Origin of the sequence: Chryseobacterium viscerum (assembly GCF_002899945.2) — a bacterium.
Taxonomy (GTDB): domain Bacteria; phylum Bacteroidota; class Bacteroidia; order Flavobacteriales; family Weeksellaceae; genus Chryseobacterium; species Chryseobacterium viscerum.
Genome location: NZ_PPEG02000003.1, coordinates 152,305 through 176,099, shown reverse-complemented (window position 1 = coordinate 176,099; position 23,795 = coordinate 152,305). Strand labels below are relative to the sequence as shown.

At 37.7% G+C, this 23,795-nt stretch carries 20 protein-coding genes; 8 read left to right on the top strand and 12 right to left on the bottom strand.

The annotated features are described in order from the left end of the window. Window positions 1-170: 170 nt before the first annotated feature. From metG to C1634_RS07355, 3 genes are all read left to right on the top strand, one after another. Window positions 171-2,210 (top strand): methionine--tRNA ligase, encoded by a 2,040-nt coding sequence (gene metG, locus C1634_RS07365; protein WP_109738147.1) that lies wholly within the window; start codon window positions 171-173, stop codon window positions 2,208-2,210. 15 nt (window positions 2,211-2,225) lie between these two features. Then, window positions 2,226-2,588 (top strand): hypothetical protein, encoded by a 363-nt coding sequence (locus C1634_RS07360; RefSeq protein ID WP_103233825.1) that lies wholly within the window; start codon window positions 2,226-2,228, stop codon window positions 2,586-2,588. A gap of 77 nt (window positions 2,589-2,665) precedes the next feature. Then, window positions 2,666-3,337 carry a hypothetical protein gene (locus tag C1634_RS07355; protein WP_103233826.1) on the top strand — a complete coding sequence of 224 codons (672 nt, stop codon included), beginning with the start codon at window positions 2,666-2,668 and terminating at the stop codon, window positions 3,335-3,337. Between the two features lie 211 nt (window positions 3,338-3,548). Here C1634_RS07355 and C1634_RS07350 read toward each other — a convergent pair whose 3' ends face one another. The 7 genes from C1634_RS07350 to C1634_RS07320 all read right to left on the bottom strand — a co-directional run bounded on the left by C1634_RS07350 (window position 3,549) and on the right by C1634_RS07320 (window position 13,032). Continuing rightward, entirely contained in the window at window positions 3,549-4,253 is a 705-nt protein-coding gene (locus C1634_RS07350) for a class I SAM-dependent methyltransferase (RefSeq protein ID WP_103233827.1), read from the bottom strand. 257 nt (window positions 4,254-4,510) lie between these two features. Continuing rightward, on the bottom strand, window positions 4,511-5,323 hold the full coding sequence (locus C1634_RS07345) for a siderophore-interacting protein (protein ID WP_103233828.1): 813 nt from the start codon (window positions 5,321-5,323) through the stop codon (window positions 4,511-4,513). A 105-nt stretch (window positions 5,324-5,428) separates the two neighbouring features. Beyond that, window positions 5,429-7,639, bottom strand: a complete 2,211-nt coding sequence (locus C1634_RS07340; protein ID WP_103233829.1) for a TonB-dependent receptor — start codon at window positions 7,637-7,639, stop codon at window positions 5,429-5,431. Between the two features lie 305 nt (window positions 7,640-7,944). After that, a complete protein-coding gene (locus C1634_RS26285) occupies window positions 7,945-9,537 on the bottom strand; it encodes an MFS transporter (RefSeq protein ID WP_228410021.1) in 1,593 nt (530 codons plus the stop codon). Between the two features lie 109 nt (window positions 9,538-9,646). After that, window positions 9,647-10,762, bottom strand: coding sequence for an HlyD family secretion protein (locus C1634_RS07330; RefSeq protein WP_109738146.1), 1,116 nt, complete (start codon window positions 10,760-10,762; stop codon window positions 9,647-9,649). A gap of 24 nt (window positions 10,763-10,786) precedes the next feature. After that, window positions 10,787-12,097, bottom strand: a complete 1,311-nt coding sequence (locus tag C1634_RS07325; RefSeq protein WP_109738145.1) for a TolC family protein — start codon at window positions 12,095-12,097, stop codon at window positions 10,787-10,789. An 89-nt stretch (window positions 12,098-12,186) separates the two neighbouring features. Further along, the gene (locus tag C1634_RS07320) at window positions 12,187-13,032 is read right to left on the bottom strand and encodes a helix-turn-helix domain-containing protein (protein WP_109738144.1); all 846 of its coding nucleotides are present in this window, start codon (window positions 13,030-13,032) and stop codon (window positions 12,187-12,189) included. 74 nt (window positions 13,033-13,106) lie between these two features. On the opposite strand from C1634_RS07320, the gene C1634_RS07315 reads away from it, so the two are divergent. Then, window positions 13,107-13,580, top strand: a complete 474-nt coding sequence (locus C1634_RS07315; RefSeq protein WP_109738143.1) for an Mpo1 family 2-hydroxy fatty acid dioxygenase — start codon at window positions 13,107-13,109, stop codon at window positions 13,578-13,580. Here the strand turns inward: C1634_RS07315 and C1634_RS07310 are convergent. Next, window positions 13,577-14,644, bottom strand: a complete 1,068-nt coding sequence (locus C1634_RS07310) for a DUF2891 domain-containing protein (RefSeq protein WP_103235023.1) — start codon at window positions 14,642-14,644, stop codon at window positions 13,577-13,579. The genes C1634_RS07315 and C1634_RS07310 overlap by 4 nt on opposite strands. Window positions 14,645-14,812: 168 nt before the next feature. On the opposite strand from C1634_RS07310, the gene C1634_RS07305 reads away from it, so the two are divergent. After that, window positions 14,813-15,706, top strand: a complete 894-nt coding sequence (locus C1634_RS07305) for a DUF4349 domain-containing protein (RefSeq protein ID WP_109738142.1) — start codon at window positions 14,813-14,815, stop codon at window positions 15,704-15,706. Window positions 15,707-15,929: 223 nt separating this feature from the next. On the opposite strand, the gene C1634_RS07300 is transcribed toward C1634_RS07305, so the two are convergent. The 4 genes from C1634_RS07300 to dnaA all read right to left on the bottom strand — a co-directional run bounded on the left by C1634_RS07300 (window position 15,930) and on the right by dnaA (window position 20,967). Then, a complete protein-coding gene (locus C1634_RS07300; protein WP_109738141.1) occupies window positions 15,930-17,729 on the bottom strand; it encodes a lytic polysaccharide monooxygenase in 1,800 nt (599 codons plus the stop codon). A 489-nt stretch (window positions 17,730-18,218) separates the two neighbouring features. Continuing rightward, complete coding sequence (locus tag C1634_RS07295) at window positions 18,219-18,917, bottom strand: SAM-dependent methyltransferase (protein WP_103234265.1); 699 nt, start codon at window positions 18,915-18,917, stop codon at window positions 18,219-18,221. Between the two features lie 31 nt (window positions 18,918-18,948). Further along, window positions 18,949-19,413 carry a low molecular weight protein-tyrosine-phosphatase gene (locus C1634_RS07290; protein WP_103234264.1) on the bottom strand — a complete coding sequence of 155 codons (465 nt, stop codon included), beginning with the start codon at window positions 19,411-19,413 and terminating at the stop codon, window positions 18,949-18,951. Window positions 19,414-19,512: 99 nt separating this feature from the next. Further along, complete coding sequence (gene dnaA / locus C1634_RS07285; protein ID WP_109738306.1) at window positions 19,513-20,967, bottom strand: chromosomal replication initiator protein DnaA; 1,455 nt, start codon at window positions 20,965-20,967, stop codon at window positions 19,513-19,515. A gap of 135 nt (window positions 20,968-21,102) precedes the next feature. On the opposite strand from dnaA, the gene C1634_RS07280 reads away from it, so the two are divergent. The 3 genes from C1634_RS07280 (at window position 21,103) to C1634_RS07270 (ending at window position 23,738) form a co-directional block, all read left to right on the top strand. Continuing rightward, window positions 21,103-21,513, top strand: coding sequence for an acyl-CoA thioesterase (locus C1634_RS07280; RefSeq protein ID WP_103234266.1), 411 nt, complete (start codon window positions 21,103-21,105; stop codon window positions 21,511-21,513). Between the two features lie 301 nt (window positions 21,514-21,814). Then, the gene (gene pheA / locus C1634_RS07275) at window positions 21,815-22,663 is read left to right on the top strand and encodes a prephenate dehydratase (protein WP_103234262.1); all 849 of its coding nucleotides are present in this window, start codon (window positions 21,815-21,817) and stop codon (window positions 22,661-22,663) included. 364 nt (window positions 22,664-23,027) lie between these two features. After that, entirely contained in the window at window positions 23,028-23,738 is a 711-nt protein-coding gene (locus C1634_RS07270) for a hypothetical protein (RefSeq protein ID WP_103234261.1), read from the top strand. Window positions 23,739-23,795 lie beyond the last annotated feature (57 nt).

Sequence of the window (23,795 nt, the reverse complement as noted above, 5' to 3'; positions counted from 1 at the left end):
AGCGACTTATGCAATGCATAACATTTGTTTTAAATTAACAATATGTTAAACATTTGTTTAACTTTATTTCACATCGAACCTTTAGAAATTGCATAATTGATCATAATAACACCGTCAATAGCGGTATTCAGCAGATAATCCTTATCTTTGCAGTCAAAACTTTACTATAAATGTCAAACAGAAAGATGATTACGGCAGCTTTGCCTTATGCAAACGGGCCGGTTCATATAGGACATTTGGCAGGTGTTTATATTCCTGCGGATGTTTACGCAAGATTTCAGAGAAGATTAGGAAAAGATGTAGCGTTTATCTGTGGTTCGGATGAGCACGGAATTCCTATTACGATAAGAGCTAAAAAAGAAGGAGTTACTCCTCAGGATATCGTTGACAAATATCACGGGATCATAAAAAAATCTTTTGCTGATCTGGGAATTTCATTTGATGAATATTCAAGAACGACGTCTAAAAACCATTACGAAACCAGTCAGGATTTCTTCAAGGTTTTATACGAAAAAGGAAAATTCACAGAAGAAGTTTCTGAGCAGTATTTTGATGAGCAGGCAGGAGAATTCCTTGCTGACCGTTATATTGTAGGAACGTGTCCTAATTGTGGTAACGAAAATGCTTACGGTGACCAGTGTGAGAAATGTGGTTCTACCCTATCTCCTTCAGAGCTGATCAATCCGAAATCAATGCTTAGCGGAAATGTTCCTATCCTTAAAGAAACAAAAAACTGGTATCTGCCTTTAAATGAATATGAAGATTTTTTAAATGAGTGGATCATTGAAGGCCATAAAGATGACTGGAAACCCAACGTATACGGACAGGTTAAATCTTGGCTGAATGACGGCCTTAAGCCTCGTGCCATGACCAGAGATCTGAACTGGGGAGTTCCGGTTCCACTTCCAAATGCAGATGGGAAAGTATTGTACGTATGGTTCGATGCGCCTATCGGTTATATCTCTTTCACTAAAGAATGGGCAGAGAAAAACGGAAAAGACTGGAAAGATTACTGGCAGAGTGAAAACAGTGACCTGGTACATTTTATCGGAAAAGATAATATTGTATTCCACTGTATTATTTTCCCGGCAATGATGAAGGCTCACGGAGATTATATTATGCCTAAAAATGTTCCTGCTTTTGAATTCCTGAACCTGGAGAACGATAAGATCTCGACTTCAAGAAACTGGGCAGTATGGGCTCATGAATATGTAGAAGATTTTCCTGGACAGCAGGATGTTTTAAGATATGCTCTTCTTTCCTCAGCTCCGGAAACTAAAGACAACAACTTTACATGGAAGGATTTCCAGACTAAGAATAATTCTGAGTTGGTAAATATTTTTGGTAACTTCATCAATCGTGTCGCTGTTTTAATTAATAAATTCTTTGAGGGCAAAGTTCCTGAAGGAGATATTAATGCCCCTGAACTTGAACAGATTGGTAAAAGCGCAACTGAAATAAGAAATTATTTAGACAACTATGAATTTAGAAATGCCTTAACAGCTTTCATGAATTTAGCAAGATTTGGAAATGGTTATCTTCAAAACGAAGAGCCATGGAAAACTTTTGAAAATGATCTAGAAAAAACAAAGAACACATTATTTATCGGAGCTCAAATTGCAGTTGCATTAGGAAATTTAGCAGAGCCATTCCTTCCTTTTACAGCTCAAAAAATCTACGATATATTCAATGTTAGTCAATCAGATTGGACTACTGTTGAAAACTCAAAAGTTTTAATTGAAGCAGGACATAAAATAGTTGAAAAGGCGCCTCTTATTTATTCTAAAATTGAGGACAGCGTAATTGATACTCAGATCCAAAAGCTGGAAGATACAAAACAAAACAATAAAAAAACAAACCCTAACGCAAACCCTATGAAAGAAGAGATCACATTTGATGACTTTACTAAAATAGACCTTAGAACAGCAACTATTATAGAAGCTGAAAAAGTAGAAAAAGCAGATAAATTATTAAAACTTACTGTAGATACAGGAGTAGATGTAAGAACTGTTGTTTCTGGTATTGCAGAAAGTTTCACTCCTGAGGAATTAATCGGGAAGCAGGTAATGATCCTTCTGAACCTTGCTCCAAGAAAAATCAGAGGAATTGAATCTCAAGGAATGTTATTATTAACGACAAAACCAGACGGAAAATTATCTTTCGTAACACCGGACGACAACAATGTTGAGAACGGTATTGAGATTGGATAAATATTATCATTGTCTATGAAAAAAATAGTGTTTTCATTATTTGTTTTGGGTACATCTATATTAAGTGCTCAAAAACGGGAATACCTTCCGATCAACACTGATAAAAATGGTGTTAAATGGAGTTATTCATTTGATAAAAAAACTAACGATGGGTTTTATTCTTGGGTCAAAGTTGATTATACAGAAAAACAGGACCCACTAATGGAATCTAATGAATATTTTATAGAATTCAAATGCTCTGATAAAACAATGTCTGACCAGATCGTTCAAATCAACTACAGAGATCAGGAACATCAAATTGATAATAAGAAAATGCCATTCAGATCAATTTCAGAAAACAGCATGTTTTATTCATTAATAAAAAAATACTGTAAATAAAAAAGACCGTCTTAATGACGGTCTTTTTTATTTGATCAAATATATTTCTGTACCATTATGTATATATTTGCAGTCTGATGAAAGTCAATAGAAGTGTTTTAAGAAAACTCTCCAACAAAGAATTGGAGGCATATTTACAGGAAGGAAATCGTTTCGTACCGGATGCTGTTCAGATGACATTTGAAATTCTGGAAGAAAGAGGCCGTGTTTTCAGTGAGCAGGAAAAAACAGCTGTTCAGCAATTGATTCAAAATAAAAAGGAAAAAGAGCAGGCAAAACTTACAGAGGAGGTGGAAGTCTGGAAAGATCATGTTACAGAAGATCCCAATGCCGTCAAACTCCATTCAAGAATTGCGATTCTTGTAGTCAGTGTTTTCTTCGGCACCATTCCCGGAGCAATTCTACTTTTTCTGAATTTAATACAATTAAAAAAGTATCCTGCAGCCATCTTGGCACTGATCTATGGATTTCTTTTTTTCACGGTGCAAAAATATGTTCTGTTGTCCCATTTTGATCCCAATTCAGTCTCACGGTTGAGCCCGGAAATAGGCATTATAGCCGTAGGAGCACTTGGATTATTGGTTATTTGGGTTGTAGCTACTCCAAAAAAGTTGCCTTACCGCCAGAAGTCCTATATTCTTCCCGTGATTTTATGTATTGCAAGCGCTGTTCTGATGTATTTTTATTTTCAGGAATGGTTTTCTTACTATCCGTTGGCAAGAACCATCCATCTATTCAGACAATGGTAAGGAGCTTTTTCCCGCTATCCACTTTTACTCCTCGCACCTGACTCCCAACCCGGAGCATAAGCGCCGAAGAATCCCAACCGCATGCTGCGGGGTAACCGTTATTATCGGGGCTAGATAGTAGAAGCACAAAAAAAGTCATCCCGGTTTACAGAATGACAATATATAAATTCATGAGATTGCTTCGCTTGAGCTCGCAATCACTTGCTGTACATTATTTCTTAGTCAGTTTTGCTAAATAAGAATCTTCATCCTTCAAAACTTTTTTTATTTTGAAACCATTGTTTTCAGCTGCATTCTTCAAGGTATTGAAGTCAAGGTACAGCCAGGTGATGGGTTCCTCAGATTCTCCTTTGTAATGCACCACATACTCCAGTTCTCCATAATATCCTCCGGCAGGAATATAGACTCCTCCGTCTTTATCACGGTCAAACATATAAAGAATATCTGTACTGTCAATCAGAACCTGTCCTTTATCATTTAATAAAGTATGTAATTTCTGAAGATAGGTATCAATTTTAGCAAGGCTTTCAAAAACACCGGTACCGTTCATCAGCAATAAAAGGGTGTCGAAAGTCTCCCCGGAAAAATCAAGCATATTTTCACAAACTGCTTTTTTAATTCCTCTCAGCTGACAAACCTCAACGGATTTTGGTGAAATATCCAATGCAGTCACATCAAGATTTCTTTCATTTTGAAGATATAAAGAATGAGAACCTGCACCGGCACCAATATCCAGAACTTTTCCTTCGGATAACTGCAGTGCTTTCTGCTCAATATCATTCATTTCTTCAAAATCTCTGAATAAATAATCCACCGGAAGTTCATCCAGCTCAGAAATTGATGTTTCAGTCTGCAGATTTTCCGGATTTTCATTGTGGTAATAATCCCAGATCGCTCTGCCCATTAAATCTTTCATAGCTGCAAAGATACGGCTTAGGGGTACAAAGTTCAAAGTTTTCAGGTTAATGTTTCGGATTACGGGTTACGAGTTACGGGATTGTTGTTGCGAGTTACTATTATCTAGTTTCTTTTTGCTGCTGGTCTTATTAGATTGTCATTATCCTGGTTCTTGAATCTAAAATCTCATCTCTCCATTAATATTAGACTGAGTATTTTCCCTACTACCTACTCCTACTACCTGCTACCTGCCACCCTTTATCTGCTACCTGCCACCTACTCCATCGAATCCTTCTCACTATGTCTGTCTGCCTGCGATTCATTCTCCGCTACACCTGCTTTCCAGTAAGAATAAGCGTAAAGCTCTTGCGAAGTCCAGCTTTTCTCTTTTCTCAGATAGGTTCGGATTTCTTTTACGTTTGAAAATTCACAGGCGACATAGCCAAATTTGGTAATCTCAGGAATATCAATACTTTTTACAACATTGGCAATTTCACTGCTGATCTGAGGGTGGGCATTGTGCAGCCATTTAAAATCAATTTGAGCTTTGGTTTCAAGCAGTTGCTCGTCTTCTTTTCCATGAACTTCAATAATACAGGTTCCTTTTGCCGTCTCAGGAAGCGTTTCCAAAATAGCACTGATCACCGGAATGGCTGTAGCGTCTCCTACTAACAGATACCAATCTGCTGTTGGATACAATTCTTTACCTTCCAAACGCATCATCACCCCCAGTTTTGAACCTGCTTCAGCCTCTCTCACCCATTTAGAGGCAGGACCTCCGTCCCCATGGTCTACAAAATCGATAATTAATTCATTTTTTTCCAGATCAATTCCCCGGTGTGTATAAGTTCTGATGGCTGGAGCGACCTCTTTAGGCGGATACACCCACTGATGATTTTCATCCAGCGTCGGAAAATGAATTTCGTTCAAACCAGCCGGAGGGACTGCAATTTTATTATTGTCACCCACCACGGTATTTTTGAATACCTGAACTTCAGGTGAATATAAATACACTCTGATAAAGTGGTCAGTAATATATTCTTTTCTGGTTACTTCGGCAACGATCTGCCCTGTTGAAATTTTAGCCATAATTGATTTTTTTAAAGTTAAAATCCGGTTTCCGATCGATCTGAGAAACCGGATTTGAAATACAATATGTTTTCAGATCAAGGCACTTTTACCTTCATCTTATTTTTAAAATTCAAAAGTGTAAGAAAGATTGAATGTTCTTCCTCTTCCTTTATAATTGAACAGATCCGGAAGTCCATACGTAGAATATAAAACCTGGGAACGCTTGCTCCAAATAGTTTGATAATCCGTATTGAACAGGTTCTGGATTCCCAGATTGAATTTCCCCCAACTGAATTTATATCCCATCATAAAGTCTGAAGTATTGTAGCCTTCCACCACATTATTAAGTTCGTCTTTCTGCTTGAAGTTCTGTAATGACTGGAATCTGAATGACCAGTTTTTGATGTTATACCCGATATAGGTCACCAATTTTGACGGCGAAGCATTATAAATCTCCTGTTTCTGCCATTCTCCCTTATTATCTACCTCAGATTTGATCAAAAGTCCGCTTGCTCCGAAATATACCCCATTGTTTAAAGCATAGGAAACCTCAGCTTCGATTCCCATATTTCTTAATTTCAAATCATTCACAAGAATTTGGAAGGTCTTCTTATCCACGGCAACCGTTTTATCAGAATTACTCAGGAACCCGGCAATCTGAGCTCTTAAACCTCCTCTGTTGACACGGTATCCTACTTCAAACTGATTGGTTTTGATGGCTTGCAGGGGTTGTTCTTTTACATTGATACTGGAGACTACATCCCAGTTTGTTCCCACCAGTTTATACTGACCAATCCCATAAAACTTAGCAGGATCTGCTAAACTTGCTCCCTGGGAAAAGGTTCCCCAAACCTGATGCTGTTCATTGAATTTATATAATAGCCCCGCATTCGCCAGGGTCACATTATAAGAACTTTCACCTCCGGGAATTGCCGATGCTGAACTTCCATAGCCCATGGCAACTTGTGTCTGCTGTTCTGAACCGACAAAATCATCCATTTTCACATTGATATGCTGATAACGGATCCCTGCATTCAATTGAAGTTTTGGAAGAATATTATATTTTGCCTGAACATATCCTGCGTAGCTCTGTGAGTGGTTAGTAGGATATCTTCCCAGACTGTATTTTGTTTCATTGACTAAACCTCCGCTGGACATTGTCTTCGCAATATCATAGACAGATTGTGCTCCCTCAAATTTTTCAAAATCAAAATCTGCTCCATAAGTAACATTCAGTCCTCTCCATGATTTTGACAATAAAGCCTTAACCCCTGAATAATATGTATCCTGCTGAGAAGAGGACATATAAGGTATTTTCCCTGTCTGCAGAGTAACATTACCCGGGAATGGATAAAATCCTAACTTTTCACCACGGGTAGCCAACTGCACATACAGATCCTGGCCGCCCAAAATTCCGTTTCCGGTATAGGCTACCGTAGCCATATAACGTTCTGTTCCTACATTTTTATCGGAAGAAAAACCATCTCTCATTTGTAGCAATGAAGCATTTTTTGTCGTGAATGCACTTAGATTTTCACCCAAGAATAAACTTCTGTCTCCGTTAAACTTAGAGTTGTAATACTGAAGGGAAGCTGTTATTTTATGCTTATTGTTAAACTGATATCCTCCTGTAGCCAAAATGTCAATCGACTGGTTGTACTGAAGGTCAGTTTGTGTAATATCTGTAAAAAGCTGTTTCTGGTCTGCTCCATACACTCCACCGTTCTGCTGGTAAGCAACTCCCAGTCTTCCGAAGAACTTATCTCCTTTGGCAGCTATGGATTGAGCGGCACGGAAATCATGATCATCTTTGCCCATAAATCCTGTACGCACCCCCAATTCTGTTTCTCCACTAATCCCTTTTTTGGAAGGTATTTTGGTTATAATATTGATAATACCACCGGTAGCATTTCCTCCATAAATTGAACTTGCTCCGGAAAGGACTTCGATTCTTTCGATATTAAAAGGATCAATAGCATCCAATTGACGGCTGATAGAACGGATACTGTTTAGAGAAACTCCGTCGATCATCACCAACGCAGAGCGTCCTCTCATATTCTGTCCGTAATTGGTTCTTCCCTGGGGACCAATATCCATAGAAGGAATCAGAATCGACAACATTTCTTTGATAGGAACCCCGCTTTTAGCCTGTTCCTGAATTTTTTCTTTCTGTACTACCCAGACTGTTCCCGGAATTTCAGAGATTTTTGTGGGCTTTCTGGAAGCTACGATCACCACATCGTCAATACCTTTAGAGGCAATAGAATCTTTAGCGGTCTGGGAAAATAGTAATCCCGAAGCCAACAGACCTATGAATGCATACTGCTTTTTCATTCTTTCTACTCAAAGTTTTATAATCTCACAAAGTTAATCCTTATTTAGAAAGAATAAAAATAACAAGATATGAGATTTTCCCTTTTTTAGATGGAAGTTTGAAGAAGGGAGCTGGAAGTTATTGATGATCTGTAATCAATACAAGTTATAATAACTTCTTTTGAAGTAAAGGCTTGAAATAAAACAAATAGCTATAAACCGTCTTTCATTACTTCCCTCTTCCAGCATCCAGCTTCCCCCATTAAAAAGCGTAAAATCCCGGCCCACGAAAGACCAGGATTCTACTAGTGAAAAACAAGGTATCTTTATACTGCAGGACCTGCAGCATCTTTTATCTCTTCTAATAATTGTTTCCGTTCGCGCAGTCTTCTTCTTGCAATGACGGATTTACCGCCCAGAACTCTTACAAATCTGAAATACTGAAAGCGTTTTGCTCCAAAGTGATGCGTGGCAACATAAATCAGCACTCCAAATCCGACTAAAATAATATATCCGAATATCTTTTTGCTCGCTATGATAATGGCATTAAGCTGAATGGCTTTCATATTAGCCGCTACATTCTGAGGCGTAACGGTCATTCCGTCCATATAAACAGCCAGATCACCTATTGCTGTAATCTGGAAACGATATTGAAACCATGAGTACAGTGTTGAAAAAATTCCAACGGCAAGGAAAGTTCTCCAGACCAATACAAGTCCGATCGCCGCAAGCATTTCATCCATTTCAAGCTTATCCAGAGTATAAAACCATACAGAGATAAACAGTGAACACATGCCGTAGCCTTTTAAAAACATAGGCAGGTACCAGTTGTCATAACTGAACTCCAATACCATAGAAAAATACATAATAATGGCGTATCCGATCATTGCTGCAAAACCGGAAAAAATATACATTTTCAAAGGTTTTTCTTTTTTGAACCAGAAAATGGCGATGACTCCAGCCAGAATAATTCCGGGAATCATCAGTAAGCTCAGTCTTGTATTCGTCAATTGATCATAACCCAGAACCCCCACTGCAAAAGTATTCTGAATAGAAGCGGTTCCCAGGAACATTCCAAGCCAAAAAAGCATAAACAAACCGTGCTGTACATTGTTTTTTGTGAAAATTTTGAATGAAAGGTACGGTCGTTTTAATGTCAACTGACGGATAGAAAGCAGTGCGAAGCTCACAAAAGCAGTAATGCTAGCATAGATGATATTCTTTGAATTGAACCAATCCTGCTGTCTTCCAAACGAATATACATACGCCGAAAACATAAAAGTGGAAATGAAAAGCAAAATACTTAACCAATCAATATAATGCAGCGGAACCTTTAACGCAAAATATTTATCATGCATAAAAATCCAGTGTATCAATGCCAGTATAAAGCATAAAACGGCTGTAAACAGGTAAAACTGCTGCCAGTTGTAAAGAAGGGCAAATTCTGCGGCATAATAGGTAGCCACCTGATTCATCACCAGAACGAAAGTATAGAAAGCTCCATAAAATATCCCGCGGTTTCCAATCATGACCATCAGGGGAAGAAACAATTCTATGGTGACCATCATCTTCATAAAACCAATCAATAAGGAGGTAGCTATGAAGACCGCTGGCTGTAAAGTGGTCCCGTTCACATAGCTGAGCAGTCCTAAAAGTACCAGAAGGAGAACCAGCTTGTCCCTTACTTTGAACCTCATTTTGATTCTGATGACCACAGGCATACAGGCTCCCATCCCAATGGTAGTGGCATAGTTGGCCCACATAAAATATTCTGTCATGGCACCGGTACCACTTGCCAGAGAACTGATATTCCCTGTATACACCCCACCAATAGGCATTACCACAGCAAGCAGTAATACAATCAGCAGCAGCTGTACGGGTTTTGGTACCCAATCGCTATATAATCCTTTGTTGTACATGATTAATTTAGAAGTTAGAGGTTAGAAACTAGAAGTTAGTGGCTGAAAGTTTTCAGCTTAACGTCCGTATTTTCCAATCTTTTAATCTTTCAATGATTAAATCTTTTAATTACTGGCCGATATTCACATTCATATTCATTCCTGCGCTCAGTTTATCCAGATCTTCTTTTTTATTGGAAGCGGTGAATTCTATTCTTACAGGAATTCTCTGTTGTACTTTGATGAAGTTTCCGGTGGAATTGTCAGTCGGTACGCTTGAATATCTTGATCCGGTAGCCGCAGAAACGGCTGTTACGACTCCCTCGAATTTCTGTCCTCCTAAAGCATCGGCTGTCATTGCTATTTTTTCTCCTACTTTAATATTTGGCATCTGGCTTTCCAGGAAATTGGCTGTTACCCATTTCTGACCGTTCAGAACAATGGTAGCAACCTGCTGTCCCGGCTGGATCAGCTGACCTTCAGAGATGGTTCTTCTTCCCATCACTCCATCATAAGGCGCTGTGATCACCGTATACGAAAGATTTATTTTCGCCATATCCAAAGCAGATTTTGTTCTTTTGATCTCTGCATCATTGATTCCCAATTTGCTTTTCACTTCGGTAGTGGAAAGATTTGCCGACTGCTTTTGATTCACTAATGTTTCATAAGCAGCCTTTTGAGCATCATATTCTGTTTTTATCTGATCGTACTGTTGTCTTGTTACTGCTTCAGCTGCTAAAAGGTTTTTATATCGATTTAAATTCTGCTCCGCATTCCACAATCTGGCTTTTGCTCCGGCAATATTAGACTGCATAACGTTGATGTTATTGGAAACCGTGTTCACAGAGGAACTGGTGGCCGTTTTCTGAGCCATGGCATTCTGATAAGCAGCGTCAGCCTGTCCTAACTGGGTAATGATTTCGCGGTCATCAAGAATAACCAGTGTATCTCCTTTTTTTACATGCTGGTGTTCAATAAATTTAATTTCTTTGATATAAGCAGACACTCTGGTATTAATTGGATTAATAAATTCCTCTACCTGTGCTGCTTCTGTATAGGTTTTGCTTCCGATATGAAAATATTCACGGATCAACCAGAATAATCCGAAACCGATCACCAAAAAAACGATGATATTGGAGATGATGGCTCTGATTTTATTGGTTTTATTTTTCTTTTTCTTGTTTTCAGCAGTGGATGCTGCCGGAGCTGTCGTTGTATTTTGAGTGGTTTGTCCCTTGTTTTCCATTGTGTTGATTTTCAGTTTTAAAAATTAAAGTGTTCCTGTAGATTTCAAAAGGTTGTAATACTGATACAAAACATTGATTTCAGCGTTGGCATAATCAAGTTCTGACTGTAGTTTCTGGTTTTGGGCATCAATCATTTCTGCCTGTACTGCCAGTTGGTTCAGATATTTGGCTTCCGTAATCTTATAGTTTTCTTCTGCCAGTCTTTTGGAATCATTCAGGATATCCGCCTGCTGAATCGCTTCCTGATATTTTGTATAGGCTGCATTCACTCCCATATCTACGTTCTGCTGTACCAGAGTCATTGCATCATTCGCCTGATTTTTTTGCAGGGTTCCTAATTTTACTTTTTCTTTCGTTTTATACAGGGTATCTATATTATAACTCAAAGAAACACCGGTCTGCCAGCCTCCTGAATACATATCCAAAACAGGGTTTCTTGTTGTGATAGGTCTTTGCAGAGTATATCCTCCAAATCCGGCTACAGTAGGCGCATTATCTGTTTTTATAATCTCAATATTTTTATCGGCAACATCTATGTTTTTCTTGGCAGATTTTAGCAATGGGCTGCTTTCATGAGCAAGATTGGTATAGTAATCTATCCCTATTCCTGCTTCTTTATTGTTTAAAGTTTCAGTAGGAACAATTTCTGTGTCAGAGGATAAACCTAGCGCGATATTTAAATTATAATTAAGTATTTTTTTATTATTTGAAAGGGTCAAAATTCCCTGATCCAGGTTTTTGATAGCCAGCTCTCCACGAATCACTTCATTTCTGGTTACCATCCCCTGCTGGTAGAACTTCTGGATATTTTTAAGACGTTCCTGTGCCAGCTTTTTATTATTCTGAAACACATCTTCCTGGTTGATGATTTTATAGACATCCAGATAATTGGAAATCACTAAAAATTTTACCTCCTGCTTATTTTTCTCCAAGTCCAGTTCGGAAAGCTGCTCACGAAGCCCTGCCATTTCAATCGATTTGTTCACCAATCCACCTTTGAAGATCAGCTGTGTTGCCTGTACAGCATAAGAACTTCCATAATGCGGCATAGGAACTGTTGTAGAGTTTGAAAAATCCTTATCGATTGCTACCGCGTCTCCTAAATAGAACTGACTTGTAGAAGCTGTGATAGTGGGCAGTTTCTGAAGTTTAGCAACATTTGTGCTTTGTTTTGCAATACCAATGTTCTGTGCGGAAACTTTAAGCTGCTGATGATTCTGAACAGCGAGTTCCGCCACCTCACCTGCGGTCATCTGCTTGATCTGTTGTGAAAAAAACAGCGCAGGAAAAGCTGCTATCAAAACGGATAGTGCTGTTTTTATTTTCTTTGTCATTTTACCTTGTTTTACAGAAGCAAAGTTATAACAACAACAAAATCAATCAAATGTTTGATTTCGGGAAAAAGATGTTCAAATGTAAGATTTTAGTTTTCAAACTGATGCCTGTACTGTGTAGGGCTTACTTCAATATGTTTCTTGAAAAAGTGAGAAAATGAGTATTGATCGCTAAATCCGAGAATAGAAGAAATCTCTGAAACGGGTTTGCTAGAAGAGTTTAAGAGTACTTTAGCCTCATTGATGACAATTAAAGCAATGACCTGACTAGCAGACTTGCCTGTGATGGTCTTCACAACGGAAGAAAGATGTCTGGTTGTAATTGATTGTCTTTCGGCGTAAAACTCGACCGCCCTTTCTGTAAGATGATGTTCTGCAATATCAGTAAGAAACACAAACACGATTTCTTCCTGCCTGGACATCTGATTCATAGAGCTGTTATCTTCCTTGGAAATAATGCCCGCCATCTGATAGCAGAAAACAGAGAAAAGATGCTCCACCATTTCTTTCTTATAGAGCATTTCGGTCTCAGAATCCAGAATATATTTCAGGAAATTGACACTTTTCCAGACAACTTCCATTTCGTCCTCAGGAAAAGGAACGCCTTTGTTCATCTGCTGTCTGAAATAACGATAGGTAATCAAACGGTTAAACTTCAATGATAAAGCCGAAATAAATTCTCTTTTATAAGAAACCATCCGGGACTGAAAATCGTCTGTCACAGAAACCACTTCATAAATGGTCTGCGGATCGGTCACCATAAACATATTGGCAGAAACTTCCAGGTCACTGAAATGCTGACGAAGTTTTATTGTTCCTGATTTAATAAAAATAAAAGCAGGATTATCGGGACGGAAAGGCTTATCGACAGCAATTCTCTCGAAAATATTACGTTCCGTAAAAATATCGACTCCGAATTTTTCTAGGGCAGACATAAGACAAATGTAAGCAATCTTACCAGTGATTACAAAATTTTATTATTTTAGCGTTAATCCAATTCCCTGTCAGTATGAGAAAGGTTGATCTATTATTTGCAGAATACAGTAAAAGCCATAGAAACGCGGCCAACAAGTTCATTCACTGGATTTGTGTGCCTTTAATTTTCTGGACAATTTTGGGCTTTGCTTCCCTGATTCCGTCTCCTCATTTCTGTGCTTCCTACTTTGGATGTATGAGCATCATAAGCCTTTTTGTGATTGTTTTGATCACTTTATTCTATATCAGACTTTCTCTTTTGATCGCCATCGTAATGATTGTTGTCATGCTTCTATTGGAACACTTCATTTATCTCACCAATATCAGTTTCGGAAAGCAGTCCTGGATGGTTTATCTTTCTGTTTTCGTTATTACCTGGATTTTCCAATTTATAGGTCATAAAATTGAAGGAAAAAAGCCTTCTTTTCTCAGAGATCTACAGTTTCTTCTGATAGGACCGATTTGGCTTTTAGGTTTTATTCTTAAGAAGATCGGGATCAAATATTAATCTTCCAAAGCATACACCGCAAAGCTTGCCAGCCAATGATCTCCTCCATAATTTCCCTGGAATAATAAAGGTAATCCGTTGGCAAGAAATACATCTGCTTTTTTCTGAAAGTCTTTCTTTAGTGGATGATTCGCAGGAAGGGCCTTCGAGATCCCTTTCATACACCATGCTTTAGAGAAAGAAAGTCCTACTAAATGAACGGTCTGATAATCGCTAAGATCACTTACCACAGGGATTTTCTCAATATTTTCGAGACTTCTTTTTTCGTAGAAATTATTCAACCAGCCTATAAATTCTTTTTGAGGAAGAACTCTACGCATCAGATCTGCAATTTCAAGACTTGGCGAAAAGAAATCCGAACCATCAGGTTCCAGATACGCTGGTGTTTTCTGATCTTTCAGGAAAAAATATTTCGCCTTTTCGATCAATTGAGTTTCAAATTCTTTGTCTTTATTGGCTCGTGCCCAATCTATTGCAAAAGCCATTGCGAAAGCTGTATTGGGGTGAACTCCTGTTCTGTTCGGATAGGTCTGTTTTGGAAGATAAACCTTCCACGACTTAAGGATCTGATCAGTGAGTGGCTTTAGGTTCTGATGCCATATTTTAGCTTTTGGATGATCCCAATTAGTCAGTTCTTCATCCAGTTTTAATATCCATGCCCAGCCGTAGGTTCTTTCGAAAGTTCCTGTCAGCTGATATTTAGTAAAATAATCTGCTTCTGTCTGTAGTTTTTCTTTCTGAAATGATTCATCCAGAATTTTTTCAATCTCTTTGGCACTAGACAGATTGGGTTTTGTTTTCAAAAGTCTTGCAAGCATCCAATGTCCATGAACAGAGCTATGCCAGTCGAAACATCCATAAAAACTGGGGTGAAGAGCTTTAGGAGTCAAAGGAACTTCGCCTGCATTATTGATGATATGAGCTGTTTTATTCGGATATTCCTGATTGATACAGTGAAGAGGTTTATCGGACAATTTCATGGCCATCTCATCTGTAAGTTTCGGAGCTTCCTGGGCATACATCAGAAATGGTGAAAACACAAATGCTAAAAGACTTTTTTTCATGAATTAAAAATAGAAATAATTTATAGTCTCAGCAATTTTTCAGGCTGGTTTTAAAACTATTTATGGAATTAGCATTCAATATTCTTTTGTTTTACATTTTAATCATTTTTACAAATGACCATTTTTGAGCACACTTTTTGATCATATCCCTAAAAAACTAACATACCCATGAAAAACATTATTCTCCTATTATCAGGTCTTATTCTGATCAACTGCAGCAAATCAGGTGGTGAAAAACAGGAAGTGAAAGCCGACCTAGCGGAAGTTCTAACCGAAGATAAAACACCTTCTTCTTCACCTGCTCCTATGCCTCCACCGCTTTCTATTTCTGAGAAGGTAGCCTCCGATGAAAATGGAACCAACAAGGAAGTTTATACTCCAAAGAAAACAGATACGATCTCCAAAAAAATCATCAAAAACGGAGATATGAAGATTCAGGTGGGTGATATTAAAAAAACACAGAACCAGGTGAATGAGATCATCAAGAAAAACAATGCTTATATCCAAAAGGAAGAGTTTCAAAATACGGATATGGATGATAACCTTACTCTGATTATCCGTGTACCCCATAAAAACTTCGATGCATTGATCAGCTCATTTTCAAACGGAGTAGGATCTGTTTTGTCTAAAAATATTTCATCCAATGATGTGACAGAGGAATATACCGATGTGGCCATTAAACTGGCCAATAAAAAAATATATCTTGAAAAATACAGGGATATGCTTAAAAGTGCTGCGACCACGAAAGATATGCTGGAAATTCAGGAAAATATCCGGGAGCTTGAAGATGAGATTGATGTGGCTGAAGGCAGGCTTCGTTTTATTGATGACCGCGTGAATTACAGCACCCTGAACCTGAACTTATATAAAGAGAAAGTGAGAAGTTCAGCTACTTCAAAAATCGGTTTTGGAAGCCGCTTTATTGACTCTCTGACTGAAGGCTGGAATAGTTTTGTAAGTTTTCTGCTGGGCATGGTTTCATTATGGCCGTTCTTTTTAATCATTCCATTTATTGTGTTCTTTTGGAGGAAATGGAAATCTGGAAAAAAAGATAAAAATTAATTGATTAAAAAATCCGGGCATCTTCGATGCCCGGATTTCTACTGCATTATCAACAATTTAATTGTACTGTTTCCAGTATGACGTTAAGAACAAAAATAATGCAATAGCCGTGTTAAGGGCTGTTAAATATTTTTATTGGAAAAGCTAAAAAAGAATTAGTTTTTCATAGAATAAAACCACCTTGATGACAAGGTCGTTTTATTCTTATTTTAAATTTTCTTTATTACTTTCGGATCGTTTTCGTTATGCTGCTTCCATCTTTATAATGAATTCTCACAAAATAAATTCCGGCCTGCAGATGGCTGATATTAATGCCGCCTTTCGTTGGGTTAACAGAAGAAAGCATCTGAAGTCCACCAGGATTAATTACCTCCACTCTACTCATTTTTCCATAGTAATCTTCCGGTGAAAAACTGATCAGATGATCAGATACAATTACTGAAAGACCACCTTCTCTACTTGTAAGACCGGCCGTACAGCCCGGACCTTCTGTGCAGGCATTGATTACTTTCCAGACAGCATTACTTCCCGGAGTTTCTCCTGGATTAGCATACCATTTATTTTCCCATATCTCGCAGGCATAGAAAACCTTTGTACCTGCTGTTGGATACGTTTTTGCCGGACTATATTCTAGTGCTCCACAATAGGTAACCGGACCGCTTGATTGACAGCCTGGACCTTCTGTGCATGCACTTACTTCCTCCCATACCATATTTGTTCCCGGAAGTTCTCCCGGATTCACATACCATTTGTTTTTCCAGATTTTACAAGAGTAAAAAACTTTTGCTCCGGCTGTAGAATATGCATTGGCAGGATTATACTGCTCTGCTCCACAATACGTTTGACCATTCCCTGGAGTAATTTTCTTCGTTCTGACTTTTAATTCATTACTCATGTCAGAAATCTGATCGTTCATCGCCACAGATCTTACCGTATAACGATATTCCGTGTCTTGCGTTAATCCTGCTCGTGAAAAGCTTGTTTGAACGGTTTCTCCTACTTTGATCCCATTTTCAAATACCTGATAGTTTTTGATGCCTTGTGTATGGGTCGAAGCCATCCACATGAGTGAAACGGAGTTTTCAGTAGCTCCCATCGAATGGAGGTTGGATGGCGCTGTAGGTTTTTCAATTGTCCCTTCGCTGTTTGTTTTTACATTGAGTGGTGTACTTTTCCCTGAAGTGAGCCCTGAAGAGCCTTTCGCCTGTATTTCGTACGTATAAACCGTATTGGCAGTTAAGCCTGTATCTTCAAATGCAGCCCCACTTACCTGCTGTACGCTTTGTCCATTGCGGAAAACAGTATAAGATACCGCATCAGGCTGTGGAGTCCAGCTTATTTTAGCAGAAGAACTGGTTACTCCTACTTGTGTTAGTCCTGTAGGAGTCGCAGGTGCCGAAACTCCTGTTCCGGAGGTTACGTTAACGTCAATCACATTATAGAATGCATTAACGGTATCTGCTACATCCCAAACCGCTAAAATAATATGGTAACCTGTACGGTTGGCAGGAACTGTAATCTGATGAGAAACATTATCCTGCGGAGGAGTACCATTATGCGCGATTGTACCAATAAGTTCAAGATCCTGGCGGGAAAGAGGTTTATTGGGGTCCCAGCCTTGCTTTGTCATGTAATAATGCCATTTTGCAGTCGCGTGATATGCCGAGTATTTCCAGATAAAGGCATTCACACCCGTGGAGATATTGGTTTTCTTCCACCTGTCGGCAGTCTGGAGATCCAGTGTAGTGTCTCCTCCTATACTTCCATTAGCAGAAGCAATCTTTCCGTCTGCCGGACCCAATGCAGGAAATCCTTTTGGCGCTTCCAGAGAACCAGGCTCATTAATGACAGAACCGTATTTTCCAAATGCCACTGAATAGCCAAGCGAAGCTTTATCCAGGCTTCCCTGATATCCTCTTGAGGCAGGGCTTAGTACATATCCGTGTGCAGACAGATGAATTAATGAAGGTACCAGCATCGCAAGCATGAGCAATACCGGAAAAAAAATTTTACGTGTCATCATATTTTAAATATTTGGTGTTGATTTTATTGGATCAATTTTGTATAAAAATGAATTTTTAAACCATTATACTCTAAATAATTAAAGGAATGTAAAGGATATTAGCTTAAATCTATCAAAACAATTTACATTATAAAATATTTAATAAAAATCAAATTAAACAAATCAAATTAGTTAATATCTCAAGTTAAAACACAAAATAGCAATTCATAACATATTATTATTAACATATAATCACAATATTTTAAAACATAAAAATATGAAAAATCAAGTAAATTAATCACATATTATTGAAATAAATTGAGTTTGAATCAAGAATAAAAAACTTAAGAGAGAAATTGAAACTGGAAAACAATGTTAGTTCCATGATTTCTAAGGAATTAATAAAAACTCTTATAAATAAAAAAAAGCTAGGAGATTGATCCGATGACCAATTCCCAGCTTGTAATTCTAAAAGATTCCTATTAATTTATGAACTATAAGGAGTTTTATCTATTTCCCCAGCACAAATACGGCAGGAATTTTATGAAGTTCCGGCTTTTGTTTCTGCCAGTCTTTTATTGATTTTGTCTTAATGAATTCATGTTCAGGATCGTTGATATTAGCAGCGATACACAGCTTTGTATTCGGTGATAAAAACTTGCACAAATCTTCAAAAAGCGGGTTGTTTCTATACGGTGTTTCCATGAAAATCTGCGAATAGCCTGTTTTCTGAACAAGACTTTCGAGATTCATGATCTGTTTCTTTTTCTCTCCTTTCTCAATCGGAAGATAACCATTGAAGGTAAATTCCTGCCCATTGAATCCACTGGAGATCAACGCAAGAATAATAGATGACGGCCCTGAAATCGGAATCACTCTGATGTTTTTCTCATGACACCATTTTACAATAAGATTTCCCGGGTCTGCAATACAAGGCAGCCCAGCCTCAGATAATAATCCGAAGTCCTGCCCTTTCAGCATCAGTTCCTGAGCTTCTTTGATATCAGCATTTTCCGTGTATTTATCCAATAAGAAAAGCTTCAGATCTGACTGTTTCTTTTCCGGAGCAAAAAATTTCACAACCTTTCTCGCTGTCTTTTCATTTTCTACGAAGAAATAATCCGTTTGCATGATATAATCCTTCAAAATAGGTGAAAAGTGATCAATAGAAGTGTTTTCTGATAAATAAGCAGGGAGTAAAAAAAGCATAGGGGATTAATTAAAAATTATAGATTATGAATTATAAATTATGAGTGGGTTGAATCAGGTGGGCGGCAATTTTTTCACACCCTTCATCCAATAACTGAAAAACATGTTCAAAGTCTTTCATATCACCCCAGTATGGGTCCGGCACTTCTGTATTATCATATTCACCGGCAGCCTCTAAAAATAAAGAAACCTTCAGTTGTTCTTCTTTATTTTCTGCTCTGGAAGCAACTTCACGATATACCGAAGCATCCATACAATAAATCCTATCAAAGGTTTTAAAATCAGCTTTGGTAATAGGCCTTGACCTTTGTTTTGAAATATCAATATGATGGTTTGCAGCAGCTTTAACAGCTCTTTTGTCGGGATGTTCTCCTTCATGCAATGAAATGGTTCCGGCCGAGTCTACTACAAAATTTTCCGGTACCTTAGTTTTCATAATACCTTCTGCCAAAGGACTTCTGCATATATTCCCAAGACAAACCATTAATATTTTCATATGCTAATTATTTAAAAAGAGTCTTTGTGACGACAAAACTAAATAAAAAATGAAGAATAAAACTATCCTTCATTTTAATTTATTTCAGTTCAACACTGTTTATTGTTTGATTCTTTCTGTAAGGTCTTTTACGTACTTCTTGATTTCTTTATCAATTTTCGATACGTCTTTGATGGTATCACAAGCATACATTACTGTCGAGTGGTCTTTACCTCCCATTTCCTCACCGATTTTACTAAATGTAGAATTGGTTAATTCTTTAGAGAAGTACATGGCAAGCTGTCTTGGTAATGCAATTTCTCTTTTTCTTGTTTTTGAAAGTAATTGTTCTTTTTTGATTCCAAAATAATCACACACCACTTCCTGAATGTAAGGAATATTGATGATTTTTTTCTGGTTGGCAGCAATTCTGTTGATGGTCTCCTTCAACAATTCAAGACTCAGGTCTCTCTTATATACAGTAGAGTAAGCGATCACGGAGTTGATGACCCCGATCAGTTCTCTTACATTGGTTTTTGTTTCAACAGCAAGGAAGTCCAGCATATCTCCTGGAAGAACGATTCCGTCTCTGCTTAGTTTATCTTCGATGATTTGTCTTCTTGTAGATAGATCCGGAGATTTAATTTCTGCAGAAAGCCCCCATTTGAAACGGGAAACAATTCTGTCCTGAATATCCATAATATCTGCAGGCGCTTTATCAGAAGTAAGAATAATCTGCTTTCCGTTCTGATGCAGGTGATCAAAAATATGGAAGAAGCTATCTTGTGTTGCTGATTTTCCTGATAAGAACTGAATATCATCAATGATCAGTACATCTACCATTTGGTAGAAGTTAGCAAACTCAGTCTGCTTGTGTGCTTTGGCAGCAGAGATAAACTGCTGGATAAACTTTTCAGAAGACAGATAAAGAACTACTTTGTCTGGAAACTGATTTTTTACTTCAAGACCTACAGCCTGTCCTAAGTGAGTTTTTCCAACTCCGTACCCTCCATATAAGAATAACGGATTGAAAGCTGTTGCACCGGGTCTTTTTGCAATGGATCTGGCTACAGTAGCTGCGAATTTATTGCTTTCTCCTTCTACATAACTATCAAATGAATAGTCAGGTTTCAGATTAGAATCTATATTTACTTTTCTTATTCCAGGAACCACAAAAGGATTTACAATATTTGCAGAGAAACCTTGTGGCATTGTTTCCTGAGTTTTTGGAGTGGGAACACTTTGTCCCTTGATGTTCATGGTAACTGGCTTTTCTTCACCTTTTGGTCTGTTTTCCATCACAGAATACCATAATTTCACTCCTTTTCCTATATTTTTCTTCAGGGCAGCAGAAAGCAAGGATAAGTAATTGTCCTCAATATATTCCTTGTAAAAATCACTCGGTACGATAAGTGTAAGATTGTTAGCTACTAATGAAAGCGGCTGAATCTTATCAAATAACATATCGAAAGATTTTTCAAGTTTTTTCAGGTCAGAATTGTCTTCAGCTGCGTTCAGGTTATCACGCATAAACTGAAGGCATTTCTGCCATATCATCATTAAATTGTCATCCATTTTTATGCCCCGATTATTCTTTGTTTGTACTGTGTTTAGAAGGAAGACAAAGGTCCAATTTTTTCTTTTCAAAAAAAAATATTGCAGCTATTGATTATTTAAAAATATATTTGTATGTATAATTTAGCACCTAAAATGATACACACAACACACTCAATACGAGTACGTTACGCAGAGACAGATCCGATGAAATATGTATACTATGGCAACTACGCAGAGTATCTCGAAGTGGGAAGAGTTGAGCTCTTCAGAAGCATAGGAATTTCATACGATGAAATTGAAAACCAAGGAATTTGGCTTCCGGTTTCGGAATATAAAATTAAATATATCCGACCCGCTTTGTATGATCAAAAATTAGAAATTCATACTTATGTCAAAAAAATTCCGGGAGTGAGGATTGATTTTGAATATGAAATTTACAATGAAGAGCATATTAAAATAACAGAAGCTTCCACTACTCTATTCTTTCTGGATGCAAAAACGAATAAGGTCATCAAGTGTCCGGATTTTTTGATGGAACTGATTGAGAAGAATTGGAAGGTGTAGGTGGCAGATGTTAGGTTGCAGGTTGCAGGGAAAGTACTCAGTCTAATATTAATGGAGAGATGAGATTCTAGATTCAAGATTTAAGATTCTAGATTCAAGAGCCAAGATTCAAGATAATGACAATCTAATGAGACCAGCGGCAAAAAAGAAACTAGATAGTAGTAACTCGCAACAACAATCCCGTAACTCGTAACCCGAAACTCTAAACATTAAACCCAAAACCCTGAACATTAAGTTCCATTTATGAATTAATTCGCACCTTTGTAGCTTTATTTTAATCATCCCTATATATATTAATATTATGAAGATTGCATTTTTGGGACCTCACGCCAGTTTTACCCAGCTTGCCGCAGCGCAGCTTTTTCCTGATAACGAGCTATTACCACAAGCCAGTATTCTGGATTGTTTTAATGCTGTTGAAAACGGAGAAGCAGTAAAGGCGGTTGTCCCTTTGGAAAACTCTATTGAAGGAACCGTTTCGATGACGCTGGACTATTTATATAAGACTCCGTCTATTAAGATTGAAGCAGAAGCGGTAATGCCTATTGCGCATCACCTTATGATTCATCCGGAAAATTCTATTGAGAATATTGAAAGAATATATTCACATCCACAAGCTCTTGCACAAAGCTTCCATTTTCTGGATACTCATTATAAGGAGATTCCAAAACAGGACTTTTCCTCTACAGCCGCCGCTGCAAAATTTGTTTCAGAGAACAAGGACACTGCTATTGCAGCAGTAGCCAACCAATTTGCAGCCAATTTATATGGACTGAAAATTATCAACCGTAATATTCAGGATTTTGAACAAAACCACACCCGGTTTATTATCATCTCTAAGCAGCAGAACATGTATCAAAATGATCATCTGGAAACTTTAGGTGAAAAATCAGGAATGCTGATCACTCTTCCGGAAGATCATCCCGGTGGGCTTCATCAGGTTTTATCTGTTTTTGCATGGAGAAAGATGAACCTCAGCAAAATTGAATCCAGAACCTTGAAAACAGGACTGGGCAATTATTTCTTTTTTATTAATGTCGAAGGCCCCTGGAAAGAAGTTCTACATGGCAACGCCCTTAAAGAGCTAGAATCTATCCATGCAAATGTTGATTTTCTCGGAAACTACAAAGAATTCCTCTTAGAAAGCTAAAAAAAAAAGCAATACCTCTACTAAAACACTGCCTCCAAGGCAGTGTTTTTTTATTATAAACCCAGCTAATACATAGAAAAAAAAACAATTCTTTCATTGCAAATATTCTGCCTGTTTAGCTTATTCTAAGAAAAAAATAACCCACCATTATGGGAGAATTATTTTTTATTAAAACCCTTATAAACAGACGATTAATTAAAAAACAATTATAATAACTCGTAATTACATTATGAGGTAAAATCACTCAAAATACAAACATATGTTTAAATATATTACAACATATTAATATTAAAAATAAAATATTCACAATACAGAGTATAATTTTATTGTATATTTGTCCAGCAACTAATTAAAAATCTTGATCATGAAAACGAAACTTTACAGCTTAATGTTGGCATGTGCAACCGTACCTTTATTTTCACAGGTTGGTATCAACACAAGCACTCCAGCCGCTACACTAGATGTTAATGGAACATTAAAAGTTCGAGACATCCCAGCAGCCACAGCACTACCCGGATATCAGGTTTTAGCAGTTAACCAGGGAACCACTCAGGTTTTCTCAGTGGACCCGGCAATATTAATAGCCGCTTCAGGAACTAACAATACCGTATATTTTGCAAAAAAAACTACAGGTATCAGCCTTCTTTCTGTAGGTGTATTGGGAGATTTCAAACCTGTTAACTTTCTAGCAGCCGAAAGAACCATAGGTAGTGCAGCTTTATTTAATGATACTACTTCATCTTATACAATACCATCAGACGGAGTATATGCTGTATCTTATTCATTCCGTTTTGGAACAGGACTACAGGCTTCTTTATTAAGTGGCGGTACTGGTATTGGAATCACCAGAACAAGAGGTGCCGGAGCCGGAGTTACTACATTAATAGACTCCCGTCTTTTCAGTGGTGTCAATCTTCTAGTGGCTAGTTTAACTATCTCGGACAGTTATATTAGTGCACTCTATTCTTTTCAGGCAGGTGATAGAGTAAACTTTGGATTTATTGATCCGGGTATTAGCTTATCACTATTATCAACAAGTACTACATCTTTCTCCATTTACAAAGTATCCAACTAGTAAAACATATTGTTAGTTATCTATACCGTTAACCCATCACCGATATTGTGATGGGTT